General features: G+C 67.5%; 22 protein-coding genes and 1 pseudogene. 14 read left to right on the top strand and 9 right to left on the bottom strand.

Going from position 1 to position 18593, the window contains the following annotated elements; genetic code table 11:
• Positions 1-3: 3 nt before the first annotated feature.
• A complete protein-coding gene (locus AAG895_RS15960) occupies positions 4-1620 on the bottom strand; it encodes a Na/Pi symporter (protein ID WP_345795313.1) in 1617 nt (538 codons plus the stop codon).
• Positions 1621-1896: 276 nt separating this feature from the next.
• Between AAG895_RS15960 and AAG895_RS15955 the strand changes: the two genes are divergently transcribed.
• From AAG895_RS15955 to AAG895_RS15905, 11 genes are all read left to right on the top strand, one after another.
• Entirely contained in the window at positions 1897-2139 is a 243-nt protein-coding gene (locus AAG895_RS15955; RefSeq protein ID WP_345792969.1) for a hypothetical protein, read from the top strand.
• Positions 2136-2942, top strand: coding sequence for a GTP cyclohydrolase FolE2 (folE2, locus tag AAG895_RS15950; RefSeq protein ID WP_345792968.1), 807 nt, complete (start codon positions 2136-2138; stop codon positions 2940-2942). Before AAG895_RS15955 ends, folE2 begins: the two co-directional genes overlap by 4 nt.
• A 5-nt stretch (positions 2943-2947) precedes the next feature.
• Positions 2948-4303, top strand: coding sequence for an FAD-dependent oxidoreductase (locus AAG895_RS15945; RefSeq protein WP_345792967.1), 1356 nt, complete (start codon positions 2948-2950; stop codon positions 4301-4303).
• Positions 4303-5073 carry a DUF1365 domain-containing protein gene (locus AAG895_RS15940; protein ID WP_345792966.1) on the top strand — a complete coding sequence of 257 codons (771 nt, stop codon included), beginning with the start codon at positions 4303-4305 and terminating at the stop codon, positions 5071-5073. The genes AAG895_RS15945 and AAG895_RS15940 overlap by 1 nt, the downstream gene beginning before the upstream one ends.
• Positions 5073-6314, top strand: coding sequence for a cyclopropane-fatty-acyl-phospholipid synthase family protein (locus AAG895_RS15935; protein ID WP_345792965.1), 1242 nt, complete (start codon positions 5073-5075; stop codon positions 6312-6314). Before AAG895_RS15940 ends, AAG895_RS15935 begins: the two co-directional genes overlap by 1 nt.
• A gap of 137 nt (positions 6315-6451) precedes the next feature.
• On the top strand, positions 6452-6979 hold the full coding sequence (locus tag AAG895_RS15930) for a chalcone isomerase family protein (RefSeq protein WP_345792964.1): 528 nt from the start codon (positions 6452-6454) through the stop codon (positions 6977-6979).
• Positions 6976-8442, top strand: coding sequence for an MFS transporter (locus AAG895_RS15925; RefSeq protein WP_345792963.1), 1467 nt, complete (start codon positions 6976-6978; stop codon positions 8440-8442). The genes AAG895_RS15930 and AAG895_RS15925 overlap by 4 nt, the downstream gene beginning before the upstream one ends.
• Positions 8439-8972 (top strand): DUF3833 domain-containing protein, encoded by a 534-nt coding sequence (locus AAG895_RS15920; RefSeq protein WP_345792962.1) that lies wholly within the window; start codon positions 8439-8441, stop codon positions 8970-8972. The genes AAG895_RS15925 and AAG895_RS15920 overlap by 4 nt, the downstream gene beginning before the upstream one ends.
• On the top strand, positions 8969-9952 hold the full coding sequence (locus AAG895_RS15915; RefSeq protein ID WP_345792961.1) for an SDR family NAD(P)-dependent oxidoreductase: 984 nt from the start codon (positions 8969-8971) through the stop codon (positions 9950-9952). Before AAG895_RS15920 ends, AAG895_RS15915 begins: the two co-directional genes overlap by 4 nt.
• Positions 9953-10075: 123 nt before the next feature.
• On the top strand, positions 10076-10507 hold the full coding sequence (locus tag AAG895_RS15910) for a nuclear transport factor 2 family protein (protein WP_345792960.1): 432 nt from the start codon (positions 10076-10078) through the stop codon (positions 10505-10507).
• Positions 10508-10650: 143 nt separating this feature from the next.
• Positions 10651-11253 carry an SCO family protein gene (locus tag AAG895_RS15905; protein ID WP_345792959.1) on the top strand — a complete coding sequence of 201 codons (603 nt, stop codon included), beginning with the start codon at positions 10651-10653 and terminating at the stop codon, positions 11251-11253.
• Positions 11254-11310: 57 nt separating this feature from the next.
• Here AAG895_RS15905 and AAG895_RS15900 read toward each other — a convergent pair whose 3' ends face one another.
• The 7 genes from AAG895_RS15900 to AAG895_RS15870 all read right to left on the bottom strand — a co-directional run bounded on the left by AAG895_RS15900 (position 11311) and on the right by AAG895_RS15870 (position 14263).
• Complete coding sequence (locus AAG895_RS15900) at positions 11311-11520, bottom strand: hypothetical protein (protein ID WP_345792958.1); 210 nt, start codon at positions 11518-11520, stop codon at positions 11311-11313.
• Complete coding sequence (locus tag AAG895_RS15895) at positions 11510-11956, bottom strand: PIN domain protein (protein WP_345792957.1); 447 nt, start codon at positions 11954-11956, stop codon at positions 11510-11512. Before AAG895_RS15895 ends, AAG895_RS15900 begins: the two co-directional genes overlap by 11 nt.
• Before the next feature lie 4 nt (positions 11957-11960).
• On the bottom strand, positions 11961-12812 hold the full coding sequence (gene rpoH, locus AAG895_RS15890) for an RNA polymerase sigma factor RpoH (protein WP_345792956.1): 852 nt from the start codon (positions 12810-12812) through the stop codon (positions 11961-11963).
• Between the two features lie 87 nt (positions 12813-12899).
• Positions 12900-13319, bottom strand: coding sequence for a type II toxin-antitoxin system VapC family toxin (locus AAG895_RS15885; protein ID WP_345792955.1), 420 nt, complete (start codon positions 13317-13319; stop codon positions 12900-12902).
• Positions 13316-13579 (bottom strand): AbrB/MazE/SpoVT family DNA-binding domain-containing protein, encoded by a 264-nt coding sequence (locus AAG895_RS15880; RefSeq protein ID WP_345792954.1) that lies wholly within the window; start codon positions 13577-13579, stop codon positions 13316-13318. The genes AAG895_RS15885 and AAG895_RS15880 overlap by 4 nt, the downstream gene beginning before the upstream one ends.
• Positions 13580-13667: 88 nt before the next feature.
• Positions 13668-13958 (bottom strand): type II toxin-antitoxin system RelE/ParE family toxin, encoded by a 291-nt coding sequence (locus AAG895_RS15875; RefSeq protein ID WP_345792953.1) that lies wholly within the window; start codon positions 13956-13958, stop codon positions 13668-13670.
• The gene (locus AAG895_RS15870; RefSeq protein WP_345792952.1) at positions 13955-14263 is read right to left on the bottom strand and encodes a type II toxin-antitoxin system Phd/YefM family antitoxin; all 309 of its coding nucleotides are present in this window, start codon (positions 14261-14263) and stop codon (positions 13955-13957) included. The genes AAG895_RS15875 and AAG895_RS15870 overlap by 4 nt, the downstream gene beginning before the upstream one ends.
• A gap of 150 nt (positions 14264-14413) precedes the next feature.
• Between AAG895_RS15870 and AAG895_RS15865 the strand changes: the two genes are divergently transcribed.
• The 3 genes from AAG895_RS15865 (at position 14414) to AAG895_RS15855 (ending at position 16232) form a co-directional block, all read left to right on the top strand.
• Positions 14414-14644: a type II toxin-antitoxin system Phd/YefM family antitoxin gene (locus tag AAG895_RS15865; protein ID WP_270069311.1), complete on the top strand. Its 231-nt coding sequence runs from the start codon at positions 14414-14416 to the stop codon at positions 14642-14644.
• On the top strand, positions 14641-15042 hold the full coding sequence (locus AAG895_RS15860; RefSeq protein WP_345792951.1) for a type II toxin-antitoxin system VapC family toxin: 402 nt from the start codon (positions 14641-14643) through the stop codon (positions 15040-15042). Before AAG895_RS15865 ends, AAG895_RS15860 begins: the two co-directional genes overlap by 4 nt.
• Positions 15043-15215: 173 nt before the next feature.
• The gene (locus AAG895_RS15855) at positions 15216-16232 is read left to right on the top strand and encodes a porin (RefSeq protein WP_345792950.1); all 1017 of its coding nucleotides are present in this window, start codon (positions 15216-15218) and stop codon (positions 16230-16232) included.
• A gap of 450 nt (positions 16233-16682) precedes the next feature.
• Here AAG895_RS15855 and AAG895_RS15850 read toward each other — a convergent pair.
• A pseudogene (locus AAG895_RS15850) lies at positions 16683-17951 on the bottom strand (IS66 family transposase); the annotation flags it as partial.
• Between the last annotated feature and the right edge of the window lie 642 nt (positions 17952-18593).

The following is an 18593-nucleotide window of genomic DNA, read 5'->3' as shown; positions in this document are numbered from 1 at the left end:
CGCTCAGGCGCTCGCGCCGCTGCCGTCCTCCACCGGCTCGAGGCCCGCATCCGCAGCCTGCTGCGGGGTGAGGTCGCCGTCGAGCACCGCGAGCATGCGCGCCGCCTTGGCGACCTGCTCGATCGCGCGCCGCTCCAGGCTCGCCAGGCGCAGCCAATCCTGCATGGCGCGGATGTCGATGCGGGCGTGCGCGCCCTCGAGCAGCAAGCCCTCCTTGAACGCCTGGTAGCGCACCTCCGCCTCCTGCAGGCGGATCTCGACCGCCGCCGCGCTGAACTCGTCACGCCCCGCGTCGGCGCAGGCCGCCAGCGTCGCCGTGGTCTGGCGGAAGGCGAGCGCGATCGACTCGAGCGCGGGGCCGGGCGGACTGCCGAGCGTGTTGGCGAGGCTGCAGGCCTGGCGCACGGCCGTGACCGCGCTCTCCTGGTATTGCAGCGCGCGCAGGCTGTGGGCGAGGGCCTCGACGAGCGCAGGCGGGAGGCGCGCGGCGCTGAGCTTGCGTACGTAGTCGGTGATCGCGGGGGCCAGGGCATCGAGCGCACTCGCCTGGCGCGCGATCCAGGGCTCGTCGGGCGGCACGCGGGTGACCGCGGTGAGCGCCGTCACCGCGAACGACTGGGTGCGGCCGAGCTCCAGGCGCAGCGCGCGCAGGGCCAGATCGGGCACCGCCAGCGAGGGCGCATCCAGGTAGCGCGGGCGCGCGATCTCTTCCTCGCGGCTGCGGAAGTGGCCGGACATGAAGCGCATCAGCGGCCGCGCCAGCGGCACCATCAGCAGCACCCCGAGCAGGTTGAAGGCGGTGTGGAACATCGCGATCATCACCGCCGGCGTGGCGGGCTGCTCGAACCACTCGCGCAGCAGCCCGAGCAACGCGATCAGGAGCGGCAGCATCACGATCGCCACCGCGCCGGTGACCAGGTTGAAGATGACGTGGGTGGCGGCCAGACGGCGCGCGTTCGAGGTCGCGCCGATCGCCGACAGGATCGCGGTCGAGGTGGTGCCGATGTTGGTGCCGATCACCATCGCGCACGCGGCCTCGATCGACATCAGGCCGCCCTGCGCCGCGGTGATGATGATCGCGATCACCGCACCCGAGGCCTGCATCAGCACGGTGAGCAGGGTGCCGATCCCGACCAGGATCAGCCAGCCCATGAAGCCCGGGGCGATGTGGTCCTGCAGGTTCATCGCCGCACCGAAGCCCGAGAAGGTGTCCTTGAGCACGTCGATGCCGAGGAAGAGCACGCCGAAGCCGGCGAGCGCCTGGCCGAGCGCGCGCTGGCGCACGGTGCGGCCGGCGAGCATCAGCACCGCGCCGAAGCCGACGAAGGGCAGGGCGAAGGCGTCGATCTTGAAGCTGAAGCCGAGCGCCGCCACCAGCCAGGCGTTGAGCGTGGTGCCGACGTTGGAGCCGAAGATCACCCACATCGCGTTGTGCAGCGACAGCAGCCCGGTGTTGACGAAGCCGATGCTGGCCACGGTGACCGCGGTCGAGGACTGCACCAGGGCGGTCATCGTCATGCCCGCGCCGAGGCCGCGGATCGGCGTCGCCGTGCCGCGCTCGAGCAGGCCCTCGAGGGCGCGGCCGGCGGCGAGCTTGAGGCCCTCGGTGAGCATGTGCATGCCGAGCAGGAACAGGCCGATGCCGCCAGCGAGTCCGGCGAAGACCGCGAACGGGGTGATTGCGCTCGTATCCAGGGGAGGCTCCTGCTGAGGGTGTTGTTGCAAGCCTAATGCCACCGCAGAGGCTTGTGGAGGACATTTGTTGCAAGAAAAGGCGCGGTCGGGGTGGGTGGACGAGTTGCTCGAATATCCTGCTTTGTCCTGGACAAACGATTGACAGCTGCGACGAGCTGGCCTATCGTTCAATCGTCATCTTCACCTGTCCAGGACACAGCCATGAAAGCGAACAAGTTCCACCCGCGCTGCGCCATGCTGTCCGTGATTGCCGCGGCCGCCATTGCGCCATCCCTAGCGGTTTCTGCCCAGCCGGTCGCCGGTGCTCCTGCGATCAGCCTCGCCCCGGCCAAATTCATCGTCGTGGACAAGACCCAGGCTGCGCCGCTCGAACTGCTGCTCTTCGTCCATCGCGCCGACCTGCCGCTCCGCCCCCTCCCCAACAAGCAAAAGGAAAACTCATGAACGCCCCGGAAAAGTTCTTCCTGCCCGACGTGCAGGCCAGCGCCGATCACCGTGCGCTCGTGATCCAGCGTGTCGGCGTGCGCGGCCTGCGCTACCCGATGTCCATCCGTGACCTCGACGGCAGCGTGCAGCACACCGTGGTGACGCTCGAGATGACGGTGGCGCTGCCGGCCGAGGTCAAGGGCACCCACATGTCGCGCTTCGTCGAGCTGCTCGAGGCCGAGCGCGGCGCCCTCGACCTCGACGGCATGCGTACCCTCTTCGCCGGCATGCTCGAGCGCCTGGAGGCGACCAGCGGCCGCATCGAGGCGCGATTCCCGTGGTTCATGAAGAAGACCGCGCCGGTGTCGGGTGTCGACAGCCTGCTCGACATGGACGCCTGTGTCGTCGTCGACAAGGCCGAGGGCGGCGAGGTGCGTACCACGCTCGAGGCCGTGGTGCCGGTGACCAGCCTGTGCCCGTGTTCGAAGAAGATCTCGGCGTACGGCGCCCACAATCAGCGCTCGCACATCACGCTGTCGGCCACGCTGCGCGGCGACCTCGGGCTGCGCGAGCTGGTGCGCATGGCGGAGGAGGAGGCCTCGTGCGAGGTCTTCGGCCTGCTCAAGCGCCCGGACGAGAAGTGGGTCACCGAGCGCGCCTACGACAACCCGAAGTTCGTCGAGGATCTCGTGCGCGACATCGCGCTGCGCCTGCGCGCGGACGGGCGCGTGGCCTCGTGGCGGGTGCAGTCGGAGAACTTCGAGTCGATCCACAACCATTCCGCCTACGCCCTCATCGAGGGCGACAACGCCCCGGAGTAATCGCCATGAAGATGGGTGAGATCGAGCGCCTGCAGCGCGCAGCGTCCATCGGTGAGGGCCGCCGCATCGCGGTGATCGGCGGCGGTATCGCCGGCCTGTCCGCCGCCTGGCTGCTTGCGCAGCAGCACCGCGTCACGCTGTTCGAGGCGGGCGGTTACGTCGGCGGCCACACCAACACCATCGACGTCACCGTAGACGGGCTCACCCACCCGGTCGACACCGGCTTCCTGGTCTTCAACCGGCGCACCTACCCCAACCTGTGCGCGCTGTTCGCGCTGCTGCAGGTGGAGACGGTGGAGACCGAGATGAGCTTCGGCGTCAGCCTCACCGAGCCCGAGCTCGAGTGGGCTGGCACCGACCTCGCGAGCGTGTTCGCCCAACGCCGCAACCTGGTGCGCCCGGCCTTCCTCGCCATGCTGCGCGACATCCTGCGCTTCAATCGCGACACCACGCGCATGGCGAAGGACGGCACCATGCCGGCGCTCTCGCTCGGCGACTACCTCGACATCGAGGCCTACTCGCAGGCGTTCCGCGACTGGTACCTGCTGCCGATGGCCGCGGCGATCTGGTCGTGCCCGACACACACGATGCTCGCCTACCCGCTCGCCACCTTCGTGCAGTTCTGCCACAACCATGGCCTGCTGCAGGTCTTCGATCGCCCCACCTGGATGACGGTGAAGGGCGGCGGGCGCAGCTACGTGCGCCGCATGCTCGCCCGCCTCGAAGATGTGCGTGTCAACGCGCCGGTGAGACGGGTCGTGCGCGGCGCCGACGGCGTGTGGGTGCATACCGCGGAGGGTGCGGAGCAGTTCGACGAAGTGGTGTTCGCCTGCCACAGCGACCAGACGCTGGCCATGCTCGGCAGCGAGGCGAGCGCTGACGAGCGCCGCATCCTCGGCGCCGTGCGCTACCAGCCGAACGTTGCCTGGCTGCACACCGACACCGCGCTGCTGCCGCGTCGCCAGCAGGTGTGGTCGGCCTGGAACTACCTTTCCGGCCGTGGCGCGCCCGACGCGCGTCCGGTCTCGGTGAGCTACCTGATCAACCGCCTGCAGCCCTTGCCCTTCAAGACCCCGATGGTGGTGTCGCTCAACCCCTTCAGCGAACCCGCGGCCGACAAGACCGTCCGCCGCATCGAGTACGCCCACCCGGTGTTCGACCAGGGGGCCATCGACGCCCAGGCCGCGCTGCCCGCGCTGCAGGGGTGCAACCGCAGCTGGTTCGCCGGCGCGTGGACCGGCTACGGCTTCCACGAGGACGGTCTCAAGTCCGCGGTGGCGGTGGTCGAGGCGATGGGCGTCGAGGTCCCGTGGCGCCGCGGCCGGGTGCGTGCCTCCGCCGCAGCCGAGGCGATGGCGTGATGAGCGCCCTGGCACATCCGGCGGTGTGCTTCGGTGCAGTGATGCACGAGCGTCACGTGCAGGCCCACAACCGCTTCATCTACCCGACCGCCTTCCTGCGCCTGCCGCTCGGCGATCTGGACACGCTGCGTGCGCCGCTGCTGGGCATCGAGCGTGCCAACGTGTTCAGCTTCCGCAGCCGCGACCATGGCGCGCGCGACGGATCGCCGCTGCTGCCATGGATCCGCAGCCTGCTGCGCACGCACGGCCTCGCCGAGGTGTGCGACGGCGAGGTCGTGCTGCAGACCATGCCGCGCATCCTCGGCTTCGTGTTCAACCCGGTGAGCTTCTGGTTCTGCCACGACCGCGAAGGGGCGTTGCGTGCCGTGCTCGCCGAGGTCAACAACACCTTTGGCGAGCGCCACAACTACCTGGTGCGCCACCCCGACCTGCGTCCGATCGTCTCCGGCGACGAACTGCGCGCGAGCAAGTGCTTTCACGTCTCGCCCTTCTTTCCGGTGCGCGGCGAATACCGCTTCCGCTTCGAGCAGCGCGGCGACGTGCATGCGGTCTCGATCGACCTCTGGGACGGCGGCCACCGCCAGCTGTCCACCCGCCTGTCGGGCCGCGCCGAGGCGATCACCGGCCGCAGCATGGCGAAGTGGCTCCTGCGTCAGCCCTTCATGACCCTGGGCGTCGTCGCCCGCATCCACTGGCAGGCGCTGCGCCTGGCCCTGCGCCGGGTGAGCTTCTTCCGCAAGCCCGCCCCGCCGCTCGAGGAGACTACCTGATGAACGCACTCGACCACGCCCTGCAGCCGCTGGCCGGCCTGCACCTGACGCGCCTGCCACGCGCCACCCGGCTGTGCCTGGAGATGCTCGACCGCCTCGACGGCGGCGCAATCGCCGTCGAACTGCCCGACGGCCTGCGCGTGCGCGCCGGCCACGGCCCGCTCGTCGCTCACCTGCGCGTGCGCGACCACGCGGTCTTCGACGAGGCGCTCGCGCGCGGCGACATCGGCTTCGGCGAGGCCTGGATGGACGGCCTTTGGGACACCGAGGACCTTACCGGGCTGCTGCGCCTGCTGTCGGCCAACCGCGCCCGCCTGCAGGGCGCGATCTACGGTCGCATGTTCCGCCTGCTGAGCTATCGCCTGCAGCACCTGCTGCGTGCCAACACGCGCAGCGGCTCGCGGCGCAACATCGAGGCGCATTACGATCTCGGCAACGACTTCTACGCGCTCTGGCTCGACCCGACGATGACCTATTCGGCGGCGGTGTTCGCCGCGCCCGACGAGTCGCTGCGCGACGCCCAGCTGCGCAAGTACCGCCGCATCCTCGGCGAGCTCGGCGCCCAGCCCGGTCAGACCATCCTCGAGGTCGGCTGCGGCTGGGGCGGATTCGCCGAGGTCGCCGCCACCGAGTTCGGCTGCAAGGTGCTCGGCATCACGCTGTCGCCTTCGCAGCTCGCGTTCGCGCGCGCGCGCGCCGAACGCGGCGGCTGGGCCGACAAGGTTGACTTCGAGCTCTGCGACTATCGCGACGTGCGTGGCCAGTACGATCACATCGTGTCGATCGAGATGATCGAGGCGGTGGGCGAGCGCTTCTGGCCGACCTACTTCGGCCAGCTCTCCGCGCTGTTGAAGCCGGGCGGGCGCTGCGTGGTGCAGGCGATCACGATCGACGACGCGCTGTTCGCGCGCTACCGGCGCGGCACCGACTTCATCCAGCGCCACGTCTTCCCCGGCGGCATGCTGCCCAGCCCGGGTGCGGTGGCGCATCAGGCGCAGCGTGCGGGGCTGGACGTGGTGGGCGATTTTGCCTTCGGTCGCGACTACGCGCGCACGCTCGCGCACTGGCACCGCGCCTTCGAGGCGCAGGCCGCCTTCGTGCGCGCCCAGGGCTTCCCCGAGCGCTTCCTGCGCATGTGGCGCTTCTATCTTTCCTATTGCGAGGCGGGTTTCGAGACCGGAGACATCGACGTGCATCATTACGTCTTCGCGCATGCGGGGCGCGAGGTGGAGGCGGTGTGATGGCCTGCGCGGCCTCCGTTCGCGGGCCAGCCCGCTCCCACGACGGCGAACCCTCCACGCACATTTCCCTCGTGGGAGCGGGCTTGCCCGCGAATGCGCAGCGCGCTCGCGCCCGAATTGCAAGATGCTTCGCGGCAGTGTTCCTGTTTGTGCTCGCCCTCTCCACGACGCCGCCAGCGGCGGCAGTCTCCTTGCCGCCGCTGGCGCAGGCGACCGATGCGCGGCTCGAGCAGGTCGGCCAGGGCGAGATGCGCTGGCTCGGCTTCAAGCTCTACGACGCGGCGCTGTGGGCGGGCGCGCGTGGCGAGGCGGCGGTGGGCGACGCGCATGTGCTGTCGATCCGGTACGCGCGCGCAATCAGCAGCGAACGCCTGGTGTCGGTCAGCCTCGACGAGATGCGCCGCCTCGGTTTCAACGACGAGGCGCAGCTCGCGCGCTGGGGCGAGGCGCTGGCGGCGGCCTTGCCGTCGGTCGAGGCCGGCGACACGCTCGCCGCGCTTCACCGTCCGGGCGAGGGTGCGCAGTTCTGGCACCAGGATCGCCCCACCGGCGAGATCAGGGACCCCGAGCTCGCGCGCGCCTTCTTCGCGATCTGGCTCGATCCGCGCACGCGCGAGCCGCAACTGCGCGCGCAGCTGCTCGGGCTGGTGGAATCGGCGCGATGAGCGCGGGGACCCCGGGCGCGGGCTCGCCGGCGCCGGTCGCGATGCCGTCCGCCGGCGCCGACGCGATCCGTAGCGCTGCTGCGGCAGGCGGCGGGCAGGCAGGCGGAGAGCTCGGAGCCGGGCGGGACGGCACCGACGCGCGTGCCCTGCTGGCCTATGGGGCGCTCGGTCTGCCGCTCGCCTTCGCCGCGCTGCCGATCTACGTTCATGTGCCGCGCCTGTATGCCGACGGCCTTGGCCTGTCGCTCGCCATGGTGGGTGCGGTGCTGCTCGCTGCGCGCATCCTTGATGCGGTGACCGATCCGCTCATCGGCTGGGCCAACGATCGCTTGCCGCGGCGGCGGCTGTGGATCGTGCTCGCGCTGCCAGCACTCGCTGCCGGCATGCTCGGACTGCTGGCGCCGCCTGCAGGTGCTGGGGCAGGGTGGCTGTTCGCGCTGCTGGTGGCGGTGTCGCTGGCCTACTCGGTGGCCACCATCGCCTACAACGCCTGGGGTGCGGAGGTGGCCTCCACGCCCGATGCGCGTACGCGTTTCGTCGCCAGCCGGGAGGGTTTCGCGCTTGCCGGCGTGGTGCTGGCGGCGGCCCTGCCCGGCGTGCTTGCCGCGGGCGAGGGCGAGGCCGCCGGGCTCGCGCGGCTGGCCTGGGCCTTCCTGCCCCTGCTGCTGGTGTTCGGTGTGTGGACGCTGTGGCGCGCGCCAGCGCCGCCGCAGCTCGCGGGTGCCGATGCGCCGGTGTGGGCCGGGCTGCGTGGGGCGCTCGGCGAACCCGGCTTCGCGCGTCTGCTCGCGGTGTTCGCCGCCAATGGCATCGCGGCGGCCATCCCGTCGGCGACGGTGCTGTTCTTCGTCGCCGACGTGCTCGAGGCGGCGCAGCTCGCCGGGCTTTTCCTGGTGCTTTACTTCATTGCCGCGGCGGCGAGCCTGCCGCTGTGGGTGAGGGTCTCGCAGCGCGTCGGCAAGCTGCGCGCGTGGCTCGCCGGCATGGTGCTGGCGGTGGCGGTGTTCGCCTGGGCAGGCCTGCTCGGGAGCGGTGACGTGGTCGCCTACGGGGTGATCTGCGTGCTCTCCGGCCTGGCCCTGGGGGCGGACCTGAGTCTGCCGCCTTCGCTGCTGGCCGACCTGATCGCACAGGGGCGCCGCGGCGAGCGCGCCAAGCCGCTCGAAGCCGGGGCCTGCTTCGGCTGGTGGAACTTCGTCACCAAGGCGAACCTTGCCCTCGCGGCCGGCCTGGCCTTGCCGCTGCTGGCACTGCTCGGCTACGCGCCGGGCGCGCGCGACGCGGCGGCGGTGGCGGCGCTCGCCGGCGTGTATGGCTTTGCGCCGCTGGTGCTCAAGCTCGCGGCGATCGTGCTGCTGTGGCGCTGGCGGCAGGCGATCGAGCCCGGGCATACGCGGCCAGGCCCGCTCCCACGGTCGCGGCGAGGGAAAGAAGACAGGCTTAAGCGAGGAGAAGGCGCGTGAAACGTTTCTGGATGATCCTGGTGGCCGTGTTCGGCCTGTGGGGGTGCAGCTCGGTGAATATCGACCACTATCGTGCAGAGCAGCCGGTGCTCGAGTTGCGCGACTACTTCAACGGCACACTCGACGCCTGGGGCATGTTCCAGGACCGCTCGGGCAAGGTGGTGAAGCGCTTTCACGTGCTGATCGACGCCCGCTGGGAGGGCGAGGTGGGGACGCTCGACGAGCGTTTCACCTATTCCGACGGCTCCACCCAGCGTCGCGTGTGGACCATCACCCGGCTCGGCCCGGGGCGCTACAGCGGGCGGGCCGACGACGTGGTCGGCGAGGCCACCGGAGAGGCCGCCGGCAACGCGTTGCGCTGGCGCTACGTGCTGGCGCTGCCGGTTGACGGCAAGGTGTACAACGTCGACTTCGACGACTGGATGTTCCTGATGGACGACAAGGTCATGCTCAACCGCTCGCTGATGAGCAAGTTCGGTTTCCGCCTCGGTGAGGTCACGCTGAGCTTCGTCAAGCGGGCCCCGCAATGAGCGGTGGCAGGGGCGTGCTGCAGCGACTGTTCGGCCCGCTCAATACGCCGATTCGCGACTGGGCCGGGAGAAGGGTGTGGATCGTCGGCGCCTCGACAGGGATCGGCGAGGCGCTCGCGCTGGCGCTCGCCCGCCGTGGCGCCCGCCTGGCGCTGTCGGCGCGCGGCGCGGACAAGCTGCGCGCAGTGTGCGCGGCCTGCGACGCGGCGCGCGCGCTGGTCAGCACCCGCTCGCCCGCCGACGCAGGGAGAGCCGTCAGCCCCTCCAGCCCCGCCGACCCCGTGGGAGCGGGCTTTCCCGCGAATGGCGAGGCCTCAGCCGCCGCTTTCGCGGGAAAGCCCGCTCCCACGGGGCTGCCGCCGGAGCTTGAGGCGGATCGCAGCCTCGCTCTGGCGCTGGACCTCACCGACGCCTTCGCCTTCGCCCGCGCGTGCGACGACATCCTCGCCCGCTGGGGGGGCATCGATCTCGTCGTGTTCAACGCCGGCACCTATCGCCCGCTGCGCGCCTGGGAGCTGAGCGCAGACAGCGTGCGCGAGACCCTCGACGTCAATCTCGTTGGCACCATGAGCGGCGTCGCCTGCGTCCTGCCGACCCTGCTCGCCCAGGGCGGCGGGGCGATTGCGCTGGTGGGCAGCGTCGCCGGCTATGGTGGGCTGCCGAAGGCGGCGGTGTATGGCCCGTCCAAGGCCGCCCTGATCAACTTTGCCGAGGTGCTCTACCTGGATCTTGCGCCGCGCGGTGTGGATGTGTTCCTGATCGACCCCGGCTTCGTCGCCACGCCGCTCACCGCGCAGAACGACTTCACCATGCCGGCGCTGCAGACCCCGGAGCAGGCCGCGCAGGCGATCCTGGAGGGCTTCGCCGCGGGCGATTTCGAGATCCACTTCCCGAAGCGCTTCACGCGGGTGCTCAAGTGCCTGCAGCTGCTGCCGCGGCGGCTGTACTTCCCGCTCGTGCGGCGTGCGACCAGGCTTTGAGGAGGGGTGATGAGCGACACAGTTTCTGATTCCGGTTCTGTGCGGGCGTCCAGCGAGGCATGTTCGCGGGCAAGCCCGCTCCCACGGCCTCTCGTGGCACCCCCGGATCCTGTGGGAGCGGGCTTGCCCGCGAACCCGAGCTCCGCGCGCCGTCTGGCCGATTTCTACGCAACGCTGACCCCCGCCAGCCTCGCCACGCTCGACCACTACTACGCTCGCGATGCCCGCTTCAAGGACCCCTTCAACGAGGTCGCCGGCATCGACGCCATCCGTCGCATCTTCGAGCACATGTTCGCGACCACCGAGGGCCCGCGCTTCGTCGTCACCGAGCGCATCGAGCAGGGCGACCAGGCCATGCTCGGCTGGACCTTCCACTTCGGCTTGCGCGGACGGGCCCTGACGGTGCGGGGCGTGACCCACTTGCGTTTCGATGCGGCTGGACGGGTCGAACTGCACCGCGACTACTGGGACGCCGCCGAGGAGCTGTACGAGAAGCTGCCTTTGATCGGCGCGCTGATGCGCGGGCTGCGGCGGCGCCTGTCGGCCTCGGCGTGAGCGGCTGCGGGGCGAGCGTGCGTGCGATGCGCGCCTTCCCTGGCCCCGCCCCGGGCGGCGCGACTCATTGCCGCAGCGGGTTCCGGCGGGGCGGCGATCGGACTATCATCACGCGCTGATTCACTCGCCCCACAGGCAAGCCCATGGCATCCCGCTTCTCCGCCCGCCTGCGCACGCTCGCCCTGCCGCTGCTCGCCGTCGGCCTGATCGCCGGCTGCACGCCGCCCGAGCCCGCCTTCAAGAGCACGGACATCACCGGCGCCGAGTACGGCAAGCGCTTCGCGCTCACCGACCACACCGGCAAGGCGCGCACGCTCGCCGACTTCAAGGGCAAGGTCGTCACCATCTTCTTCGGCTACACCCAGTGCCCCGACGTGTGCCCGACCGCACTCTCGAGCATGAGCAGCGTGATGCAGGCGCTCGGCCCCGATGCCGATCGCGTGCAGGTGATCTTCGTCACCGTCGACCCCGAGCGCGACACGCAGGAATTGCTCGCCGAGTACGTGCCGGTGTTCGATGCGCGCTTCCTCGGCATGTATGGCTCGCCGGAGAAGATCGCCGAGATCGCCAAGGATTTCCGCGTGTTCTACCGCAAGAGCGGCGACCTCGCTGGCCACTACACCATCGACCACACCGCCGGCACCTACGTTTTCGGACCAGACGGGCGCCTGCGCCTGTATGTGAAGCATGCCGAAGACCCGCAGGTGATCACTGCGGACATCAAGGCGCTGCTGGCGGGGAAGTGAAGGGCGCTTGGGCGGGGGAGGTTTCGTGCTTCAGGTCTTTACAGAGCAGAGCCGCGATCACTCGCCACTGCTCAGTGTCTGCGAATATTTCTCGGCTTGTGCACTCAGCACGCTCAAGTCTGCCGGTGGGAGGCCGTGCCGCCGCCACTGCGTGTAATCGAAGCGGTCGCGCGAGATGGAGGCGATGAAGCGTTCGGCTTCCACCGGGCCAAGCGCCTTGACCAGCGCCTCCAGCCCCGTCTGACGGATTTCGGCATCAGTTTTCATACCACTTCTCCACGAAGGCGAGTGCAGGTCCCGGGGTGAGCGCCTCAAGCAGACGGGTGCGTTCCACCTTCCTCAAGAGCCGGTCGTCAGTGCTGACGAAAACATCGCATTTGCCCGCCACCGCGCAGCCTACATGCAGCGCATCGTAAGCACTGGCGCCATCTGCAACCAGTCGCTGCGCGACTTCAAGCACCTCCCCGGACTCGTGAATCACTTCAGCTGCGAGCGTTCTCCATTCCAGGATGTGGCGAATGCGTTCCTCGAATGGATTGTTGGCGACTTCAAAATCCATGATGTAGGACCAGACGAGCGCATGCTTGCCTGCCCGCACTAAGTCCTGCAACACGAGTTTTGATTCGGTCTCGAGGCGAATCCGCGTCTGCGCTTGATCGTCGAACGGTCTGTTGAAACAGCAGACGTCCAGATAGAGCCGCATCTGATCAGGCCACCGCCGCCAGCATGCCGCGCATCTTCTGCATCGCCTTGGCTTCGATCTGGCGGATACGCTCGGCCGAGACGCCGTATTCCGCGGCCAGTTCGTGCAGCGTGGCGCTGTCGCCTTCGCTGAGCCAGCGGCGCTGGACGATGGCGCGGCTGCGCTCGTCGAGGCTGGCGAGCGCGCTCTTGAGGCCGTGGTCCTGCAGGTGGGCGAGCTGGGCCTGCTCGATCACCTCGCTGGGCTCGGCGTGCGGGTCGGGCAGGTAGGCGATCGGCGCGAAGCGCTCGTCCTCGTCGTCGCTGCCGGCGTCGAGCGGAATGTCGCGCCCGGTGAGGCGGGTTTCCATCTCCACCACTTCCTCGGGCTTGACGCCGAGCTGGGTGGCGATCGACTGCACCTCGGCGGGCTGCAGCGTGGTGCTGTCCTGCTTCATGCCGCGCAGGTTGAAGAACAGCTTGCGCTGCGCCTTGGTGGTGGCGATCTTCACCAGGCGCCAATTCTTGAGGATGTATTCGTGGATCTCGGCCTTGATCCAGTGGATCGCGAACGACACCAGACGCACCCCGCGCGTGGGGTCGAAGCGCTTGACCGCCTTCATCAGACCGATGTTGCCTTCCTGGATCAGGTCGGCATGGGGCAGGCCGTAGCCGAGGTAGCCGCGCGCGATGGCGACGACGACGCGCAGATGCGACATCACCAGCTGCCGTGCCGCATCCACGTCGCCCTCGTCACGCAGCCGCGTCGCCAGTTCCACCTCCTGCTGCTCGCTCAGCATCGGCATGCGATTCACGCTCTGGATGTACTGGTCCAGGCTGCCGGCGGCGGGAACGGGAAAGGTCAGGGCGTGTGACATGGGCTTGGGTCCTCCTTGTGCGCTTCAATATTAGCACTCGGGGCGTGAGAGTGCTAAGGGGCGGCGGGAGTTCCGGGGTGGCCTTTTTCAGTCTTTTTCGGCGGACACCCAGTCCTCGACGCACAAACCCGAAATGCGCCTGAACTCGCGCGTATTGTGGGTGACCACGGTGGCCCCCTCCGCCAGCGCGTGGCAGGCGATCCACAGGTCGTTCGCGCCGATCGGTGTGCCCGCCTCCCTGAGGCGGGTGGCCTGTTCCGCGTAATGCCGGCAGATGGCGGGATCGGCGGGATAGCGCACTGGTACCTGGCGTGTCAAGGCGTTCAGCCGCCGCAGCACCTCCGTCTTGCGGGTGCTGCGCTCGGCGCCTTTCAGCAACTCTGCCCAGGTCACGAAAGACATGCACAGCGTATCGGTCTCGGGGAGTGCGTCGACGCGCTGCGCGAGGCTGGGCGGCTGGTTCTTGATCAGGTAGATGAGGATGTTGGTGTCGAGCAGGTAGATCACAGCGCCTCACGCTCCTGCACAGGCAGCGCCGCCTCCCGCTCGGCCTCGAGTGCGGCAATGAAGTCGTCGTCTACTTCGCCCAGCGCTTTAAGGGCCTGCATCAGGGCGGTGCCACGCTGTACGCGCAAGGGGTGAATCACTAGGTCGCCCGCGTCGTTGCGCGTGATGCTGACGCGGTCGGTGTCGAGGCGGAACTCTGCCGGGATGCGGACCGCCTGGCTGTTGCCATTGTTGAAGACGCGGCTTAGCAGTGTTTCCATCACGCCACCCTTTGTAATTACGATTATGTGTGTATATTAGTGTTTGTCTAACAGTACGGCAAACCTTCGCTGCTCCCTTCGTGGCATCTCAGTGGCGCGCAGGAAACTCCCGTGCGGTATGAACCACGTTGAGCACGATCACCGAGTCATCCGTCACTTTCACGAAGGCAACATAGGGCAGTCGGCGAATGACGAGCTCACGTGCCCCCGGGATTCGCATACTTGCCCGAATACGCTCGGGGAAGACGCGCAAGGCTTCGATCTCGGCAACGATGCGCGAATGGACGGCTTCCGCAGTCAGGGGGCCTGCCTCCGAGTGGTAATAAACAAGGATCTCCTCAAGGTCGTCCAGCGCCTCGTCAGTCCAGAGGATGTTCATGCACGGCGATTCCGTGCTGCCACACGCTCGCGTAGCAGCGCCATGGCTTCGTCGTGAGCATGTAGCGTGGACTGGCCTGCATCGATGCGTTCGAGCGTCGCCGTAACCTTCTCGAAGAGCCAGCCGTCGTAACCGGGGGTCTTGTCGAGCAGGAATTCCGGCAACAGTGTGTCCGCTGCGTCCTCGATCGACACCATGATGCCGACGGGGCGATCGTTCCTGGTGATGACGACCGGCTCCCGGCGCGATGCATCGAGGAATTCGCCGAACCGGTTCTTTGCTTCGCGTGCGGTCATGACTTTCATGATCAGTGTCCTGATTAGCGTTGAGATGAGTCCATAGTAGCTACTTTAGGCGGTGCGGCAAGCGTCTGTATCCGGGATGGTGGATTGGGCTTGATCTCATGTGCAACCATGGTCATGATCATGGTCATCTATTATCCAGGGAGTACGACCATGCAAACCATCCAGGCCTCCGAATTCAAGGCCCGCTGCCTCGCCCTGATGGACCAGGTGGCGGCCTCCGGCGAGATCCTTGTCGTCACGAAGAACGGTAAGCCCGTGGCCGAACTGCATCCCTATCAGGGCGCGCGCGCATCTTCGCCTTTTGGTCTGCATCCAGGCTTACGTATCCTCGGAGACATCGTGTCACCGGTTGCCGACGATGACTGGGAGGTGTTGTCGTGATCGTTCTCGACACGCACGTCCTCATCTGGATGGACGCCGACGATGCCGCGCTCGGCCCGCAGGCGCGTGCGCGCATCGAGCAGGCCTGGCGCGCGGGCGAGGTCGCGGTGAGTGCGATCAGCTTCTGGGAATGCGCAATGCTTGCAGAGAAAGGTCGCATCGTTTTGCCGCTCGCTCTTGAAAGCTGGCGGGCAGGCCTGCTGGGCGCGGGGCTGCTCGAGATCCCGCTCGATGGCCGCGTTGCGCTCGCGGCCGCGGGGTTCGCCGACCTGCATCGCGACCCCGCTGACCGCTTCATTGCCGCTTCCGCCGTTGTGCGCAGCGCGACGCTGGTGACGGCGGACGAAAAGCTGCTGGCATGGAACTCGACCCTGGCGCGGCTCGACGCGCGGCGCTGATCGGGGGTTCTGTTGCACGTCCGCAACAACAAAGCCCGGAATGTCGCGTTTTCGCGTTGTCATGCTTGCAAGGCCGGCGGCAGGTTTGCAGAATCGCCTCAACTTCTCGCCAGAGAGGTGAGTAGGGCCAAGGCAAGTGCCGAGGTCTCAACTTCATATTTGAGGAGAAACATATGCAGAAGAAACTGATCGCGCTGGCTGTTGCTGGCCTGGTTTCGGCTCCGGCCTTCGCTCAGTCGAACGTGACCATCTACGGTGTGGCTGACGCCTACATGGCTTTCGGTGACCACGGTGCCAATGATTACTCCGCAGTTAACAGCGGCGGCCTGTCCGGCAGCCGTATCGGCTTCCGCGGCACTGAGGATCTGGGCAATGGCCTGAAGGGTGTCTTCACGTACGAGCAGGGCATCGCTATCGATGACGCCGCCACTGGCATGGGCGGGGCTGCCCGCCAGGCTTTCGTTGGTCTTTCGAGCGGCTTCGGTACCGTCAGCCTCGGCCGCCAGTATGCTCCGGGCTTTGATCACATCGTTGATGCGTTCGGTAACTCGGCCATCCTGTCGCCCGCTGCGATCCTTGTTTCGGGCGAAGGCTCCACGATTGACGCTGGTTCTGGCGCACGCTGGAACAACTCGGTTGCCTACAACGGCTCGTTCTCGGGTCTCGGTGTGCGTGCCATCTACTCGATGGACGCTGTTGAGCAAGCTGCGAATCCGTCCGATGACGACGCATACGGCCTGGGTCTGAACTACATGAATGGCCCGCTGCGTGTTGCGGCGATTTATCAGGTTGTTCAGGATAACGCCGAAGACCAGAAGGAATGGTCGCTGGGCGCCAGCTATAACTTCGGCGTTGCGACGCTCACCGCTCACTATCAGGACGCAAAGTCGCTTGGTAATGCCGCTGGTGACGATCTTGATCTGTGGCAGGTTGGCGTGATGGTGCCGGTCGGCGCTGCTGGCACTGTTCACCTTGGCTACGGTCAGGCTGATTATGATCTGGTTAATGCTGAAGCCAAGTCTTACTCGATCGCTTACACCCACGCCCTGTCGAAGCGGACCACTGCTTATGTTGGTTACAACCAGACCGACAACGACAATGGCCTTACCAAGGGTGTCGTGGGTGCCTCCGCTGGCGTGACTGGCGACAAGGCTAATGTCTTCGCGGTTGGCATGCGTCACACCTTCTAATCTGTCCCCTCGACAGGTTTGAAAGTAAAAACGGGAGCTTCGGCTCCCGTTTTTTTCGTCTACGGCGACCGCAAGGGGTCGCGCGCTACGGGCTCTCCAACGGGCTCTAGGGTCAGGTCTTTCATTTGCTCACGAGCCTCCCAAGCCTCCGCGCGGCTCGGCTCGGCTCGGCTCGGCTTCGGGCTCCGAGGGGCTCTAGGGTCAGGTCTTTCATTTGCTCAGGCTTGGCTCAGGCTTGGCTTCGGGGTCACGGCTTCGGGGTCAGGTCTTTCATTTGCTCACGAGCGGTCCGTGGATGCGTGCGGGGTGTTCCTGAAGAGGCGAGGACTGTCCGAGTCGAGCGTAGCGACGACGAGTTCCGCAGCCTCGGAAGGAATACCCCGTGCGTGTCCTTTGCCGAGGCGCTCGAGCAGCGTAAGCGATCCACGAACCCCATCCTTCCCGGGCTCGCTACGCTGTGATCAACTGCTCAGCCTTGAGATTCCAGGGCAGGAGGGCCTCGAAGTGTTCGACGGTGGTGGCGGTGGGCAACGCCCGCAGGACATGGCGCAGCCACAGATACGGCTCGACGTTGTTGGCTTTGGCGGTTTCAACCAGCGAGTAGATGAGCGCGCTGGTGCGCGCACCGGCCTGGGTGTCCGAGAAGAGCCACGCTTTCCTCCCGACCACGAAGGGGCGGATGGCGTTTTCGGCGGGGTTGTTGTCGATCGGCAGATCGCCGCGCTCGAGGTAGCGCGTCAGTCGCGGCCACTGCCGATGCAGGTAGCCCAATGCGCCGCCGAGCACCGAGGTGGGCGGCACGGTGGGGAGCACCTGGTCGAGCCATCGGCGTAGTTCGTCGATGACGGCGCGACTGCCGGTCTGGCGTCGCGCCAGGCGCTCGGCGTCGTCCAGTTCGCGCGCCTCCTTCTCGATGGCGTAGAGCTTGCCGATCAGGGCCAGCGCTTCGTGGGCGCGGCCGCGCTTGCCCTCGGGCAGCACCTTGGTGGCGTCGACGAAACGACGTCGCGCATGCACCCAGCAGCCGAGCCGGGTCACCCCTTCGGTGAAGGCAATCGCCCCGTAGCTCTCGAGCCCGTCGGCCATCAGATGCCCCCTCCAGCCTTCGAGCAGGCGTAAGGGCACCGCCTGCGCGCGGCTCGGATCGTACTCGAAGAGGATCACCGGCTTGCCCGGCGGGCCACCGCGTTGCACCCACATCTGGCTCTTGCTCGTTGCGGCCCGACCGGGTTCCTTGAGCACCTGGACCGGAGTTTCGTCCATGTGGATGACGTCGTGCCCGAGCAGCACGTCGCGCATCAGGTTGGCGATCGGCTGCAGTGCCCGTGCGGTGCCGATCACCCAGCGCGCCAGGGTCTGGCGTGGCACGAGCACGCCCGCGCGGGCGAGCACGTACTCGAAACGGGCCAGCGGCAGCCCATCGACGTACTTGGTGACGAGCAGCATCGCCAACAGGTCGTTGCTGGCGTTGCTCTTGGGCAGCACCTGCGTCGGCGCGTGGGCGGTGACCGGCGCCTGGTCGCCCTTGGGGCAGCCGTAGCGCTTCTTGATGTGGCGCAGCACGCGCACCTGCATCGGGACGATGTCGAGCTGTTCGCTGACGTCCTGGCCGATCTCGACCATGGGCGTGCCGCAGGCGCAGGTGCGCTCGGCCTCGGGGACGTCATGGACGACATGGATGCGCGGCAGCTCGATGGGCAAGGGCTTGCGCTTGCCGCGCGCCTTCTTCTTGCGGCTTCGGGGTCAGGTCTTTCATTTGCTCACGAGCGGTCCGTGGATGCGTGCGGGGTGTTCCTGAAGAGGCGAGGACTGTCCGAGTCGAGCGTAGCGACGACGAGTTCCGCAGCCTCGGAAGGAATACCCCGTGCGCGTCCTTTGCCGAGGCGCTCGAGCAGCGCGGGTTTGCACGCCTCCCAAGCCTCCGCGAGGCTCCGGCATCAGGTCTTTCATTTGCTCACGCGTGGTCTCCAGATGCGTGTGGTTCTTCCGCTCTAGGTTCGGGCAACTTCGCGGGCAACTTCGGGGGCAGGTCTTTCATTCGAAGCTTTTCGAAGCTTCGGGGTCAGGTCTTTCATTTGCTCACGAGCGGTCCGTGGATGCGTGCGGGGTGTTCCTGAAGAGGCGAGGACTGTCCGAGTCGAGCGTAGCGACGACGAGTTCCGCAGCCTCGGAAGGAATACCCCGTGCGCGTCCTTTGCCGAGGCGCTCGAGCAGCGCGGGTTTGCACGCCTCCCAAGCCTGCGCGAGGCTCCGGCATCAGGTCTTTCATTTGCTCATCCCACGTGCCGGGTGATGCGTGACGGGCTTGCGGACGAAAAATGGCGTACGCATAATCCGGGCTCTCCTTTCAAGGGATGGGTA

The organism is Thauera sp. JM12B12 (assembly GCF_039614725.1).
Taxonomy (GTDB): domain Bacteria; phylum Pseudomonadota; class Gammaproteobacteria; order Burkholderiales; family Rhodocyclaceae; genus Thauera.
The sequence above is the reverse complement of the archived record's forward strand: the minus strand, read 5'-3'. Positions and strand labels throughout refer to the sequence as shown.

Bases quoted from the DNA above. Each gene is read 5' to 3' on its own strand.
- AAG895_RS15960 (WP_345795313.1), bottom strand. From the start codon at position 1,620: ATGCACATGCTCACCGAGGGCCTCAAGCTCGCCGCCGGCCGCGCCCTC.
- AAG895_RS15955 (WP_345792969.1), top strand. From the start codon at position 1,897: ATGAAAGCGAACAAGTTCCACCCGCGCTGCGCCATGCTGTCCGTGATT.
- folE2 (WP_345792968.1), top strand. From the start codon at position 2,136: ATGAACGCCCCGGAAAAGTTCTTCCTGCCCGACGTGCAGGCCAGCGCC.
- AAG895_RS15945 (WP_345792967.1), top strand. From the start codon at position 2,948: ATGAAGATGGGTGAGATCGAGCGCCTGCAGCGCGCAGCGTCCATCGGT.
- AAG895_RS15940 (WP_345792966.1), top strand. From the start codon at position 4,303: ATGAGCGCCCTGGCACATCCGGCGGTGTGCTTCGGTGCAGTGATGCAC.
- AAG895_RS15935 (WP_345792965.1), top strand. From the start codon at position 5,073: ATGAACGCACTCGACCACGCCCTGCAGCCGCTGGCCGGCCTGCACCTG.
- AAG895_RS15925 (WP_345792963.1), top strand. From the start codon at position 6,976: ATGAGCGCGGGGACCCCGGGCGCGGGCTCGCCGGCGCCGGTCGCGATG.
- AAG895_RS15915 (WP_345792961.1), top strand. From the start codon at position 8,969: ATGAGCGGTGGCAGGGGCGTGCTGCAGCGACTGTTCGGCCCGCTCAAT.
- AAG895_RS15905 (WP_345792959.1), top strand. From the start codon at position 10,651: ATGGCATCCCGCTTCTCCGCCCGCCTGCGCACGCTCGCCCTGCCGCTG.
- AAG895_RS15900 (WP_345792958.1), bottom strand. From the start codon at position 11,520: ATGAAAACTGATGCCGAAATCCGTCAGACGGGGCTGGAGGCGCTGGTC.
- AAG895_RS15895 (WP_345792957.1), bottom strand. From the start codon at position 11,956: ATGCGGCTCTATCTGGACGTCTGCTGTTTCAACAGACCGTTCGACGAT.
- rpoH (WP_345792956.1), bottom strand. From the start codon at position 12,812: ATGTCACACGCCCTGACCTTTCCCGTTCCCGCCGCCGGCAGCCTGGAC.
- AAG895_RS15880 (WP_345792954.1), bottom strand. From the start codon at position 13,579: ATGGAAACACTGCTAAGCCGCGTCTTCAACAATGGCAACAGCCAGGCG.
- AAG895_RS15875 (WP_345792953.1), bottom strand. From the start codon at position 13,958: ATGAACATCCTCTGGACTGACGAGGCGCTGGACGACCTTGAGGAGATC.
- AAG895_RS15870 (WP_345792952.1), bottom strand. From the start codon at position 14,263: ATGAAAGTCATGACCGCACGCGAAGCAAAGAACCGGTTCGGCGAATTC.
- AAG895_RS15865 (WP_270069311.1), top strand. From the start codon at position 14,414: ATGCAAACCATCCAGGCCTCCGAATTCAAGGCCCGCTGCCTCGCCCTG.
- AAG895_RS15855 (WP_345792950.1), top strand. From the start codon at position 15,216: ATGCAGAAGAAACTGATCGCGCTGGCTGTTGCTGGCCTGGTTTCGGCT.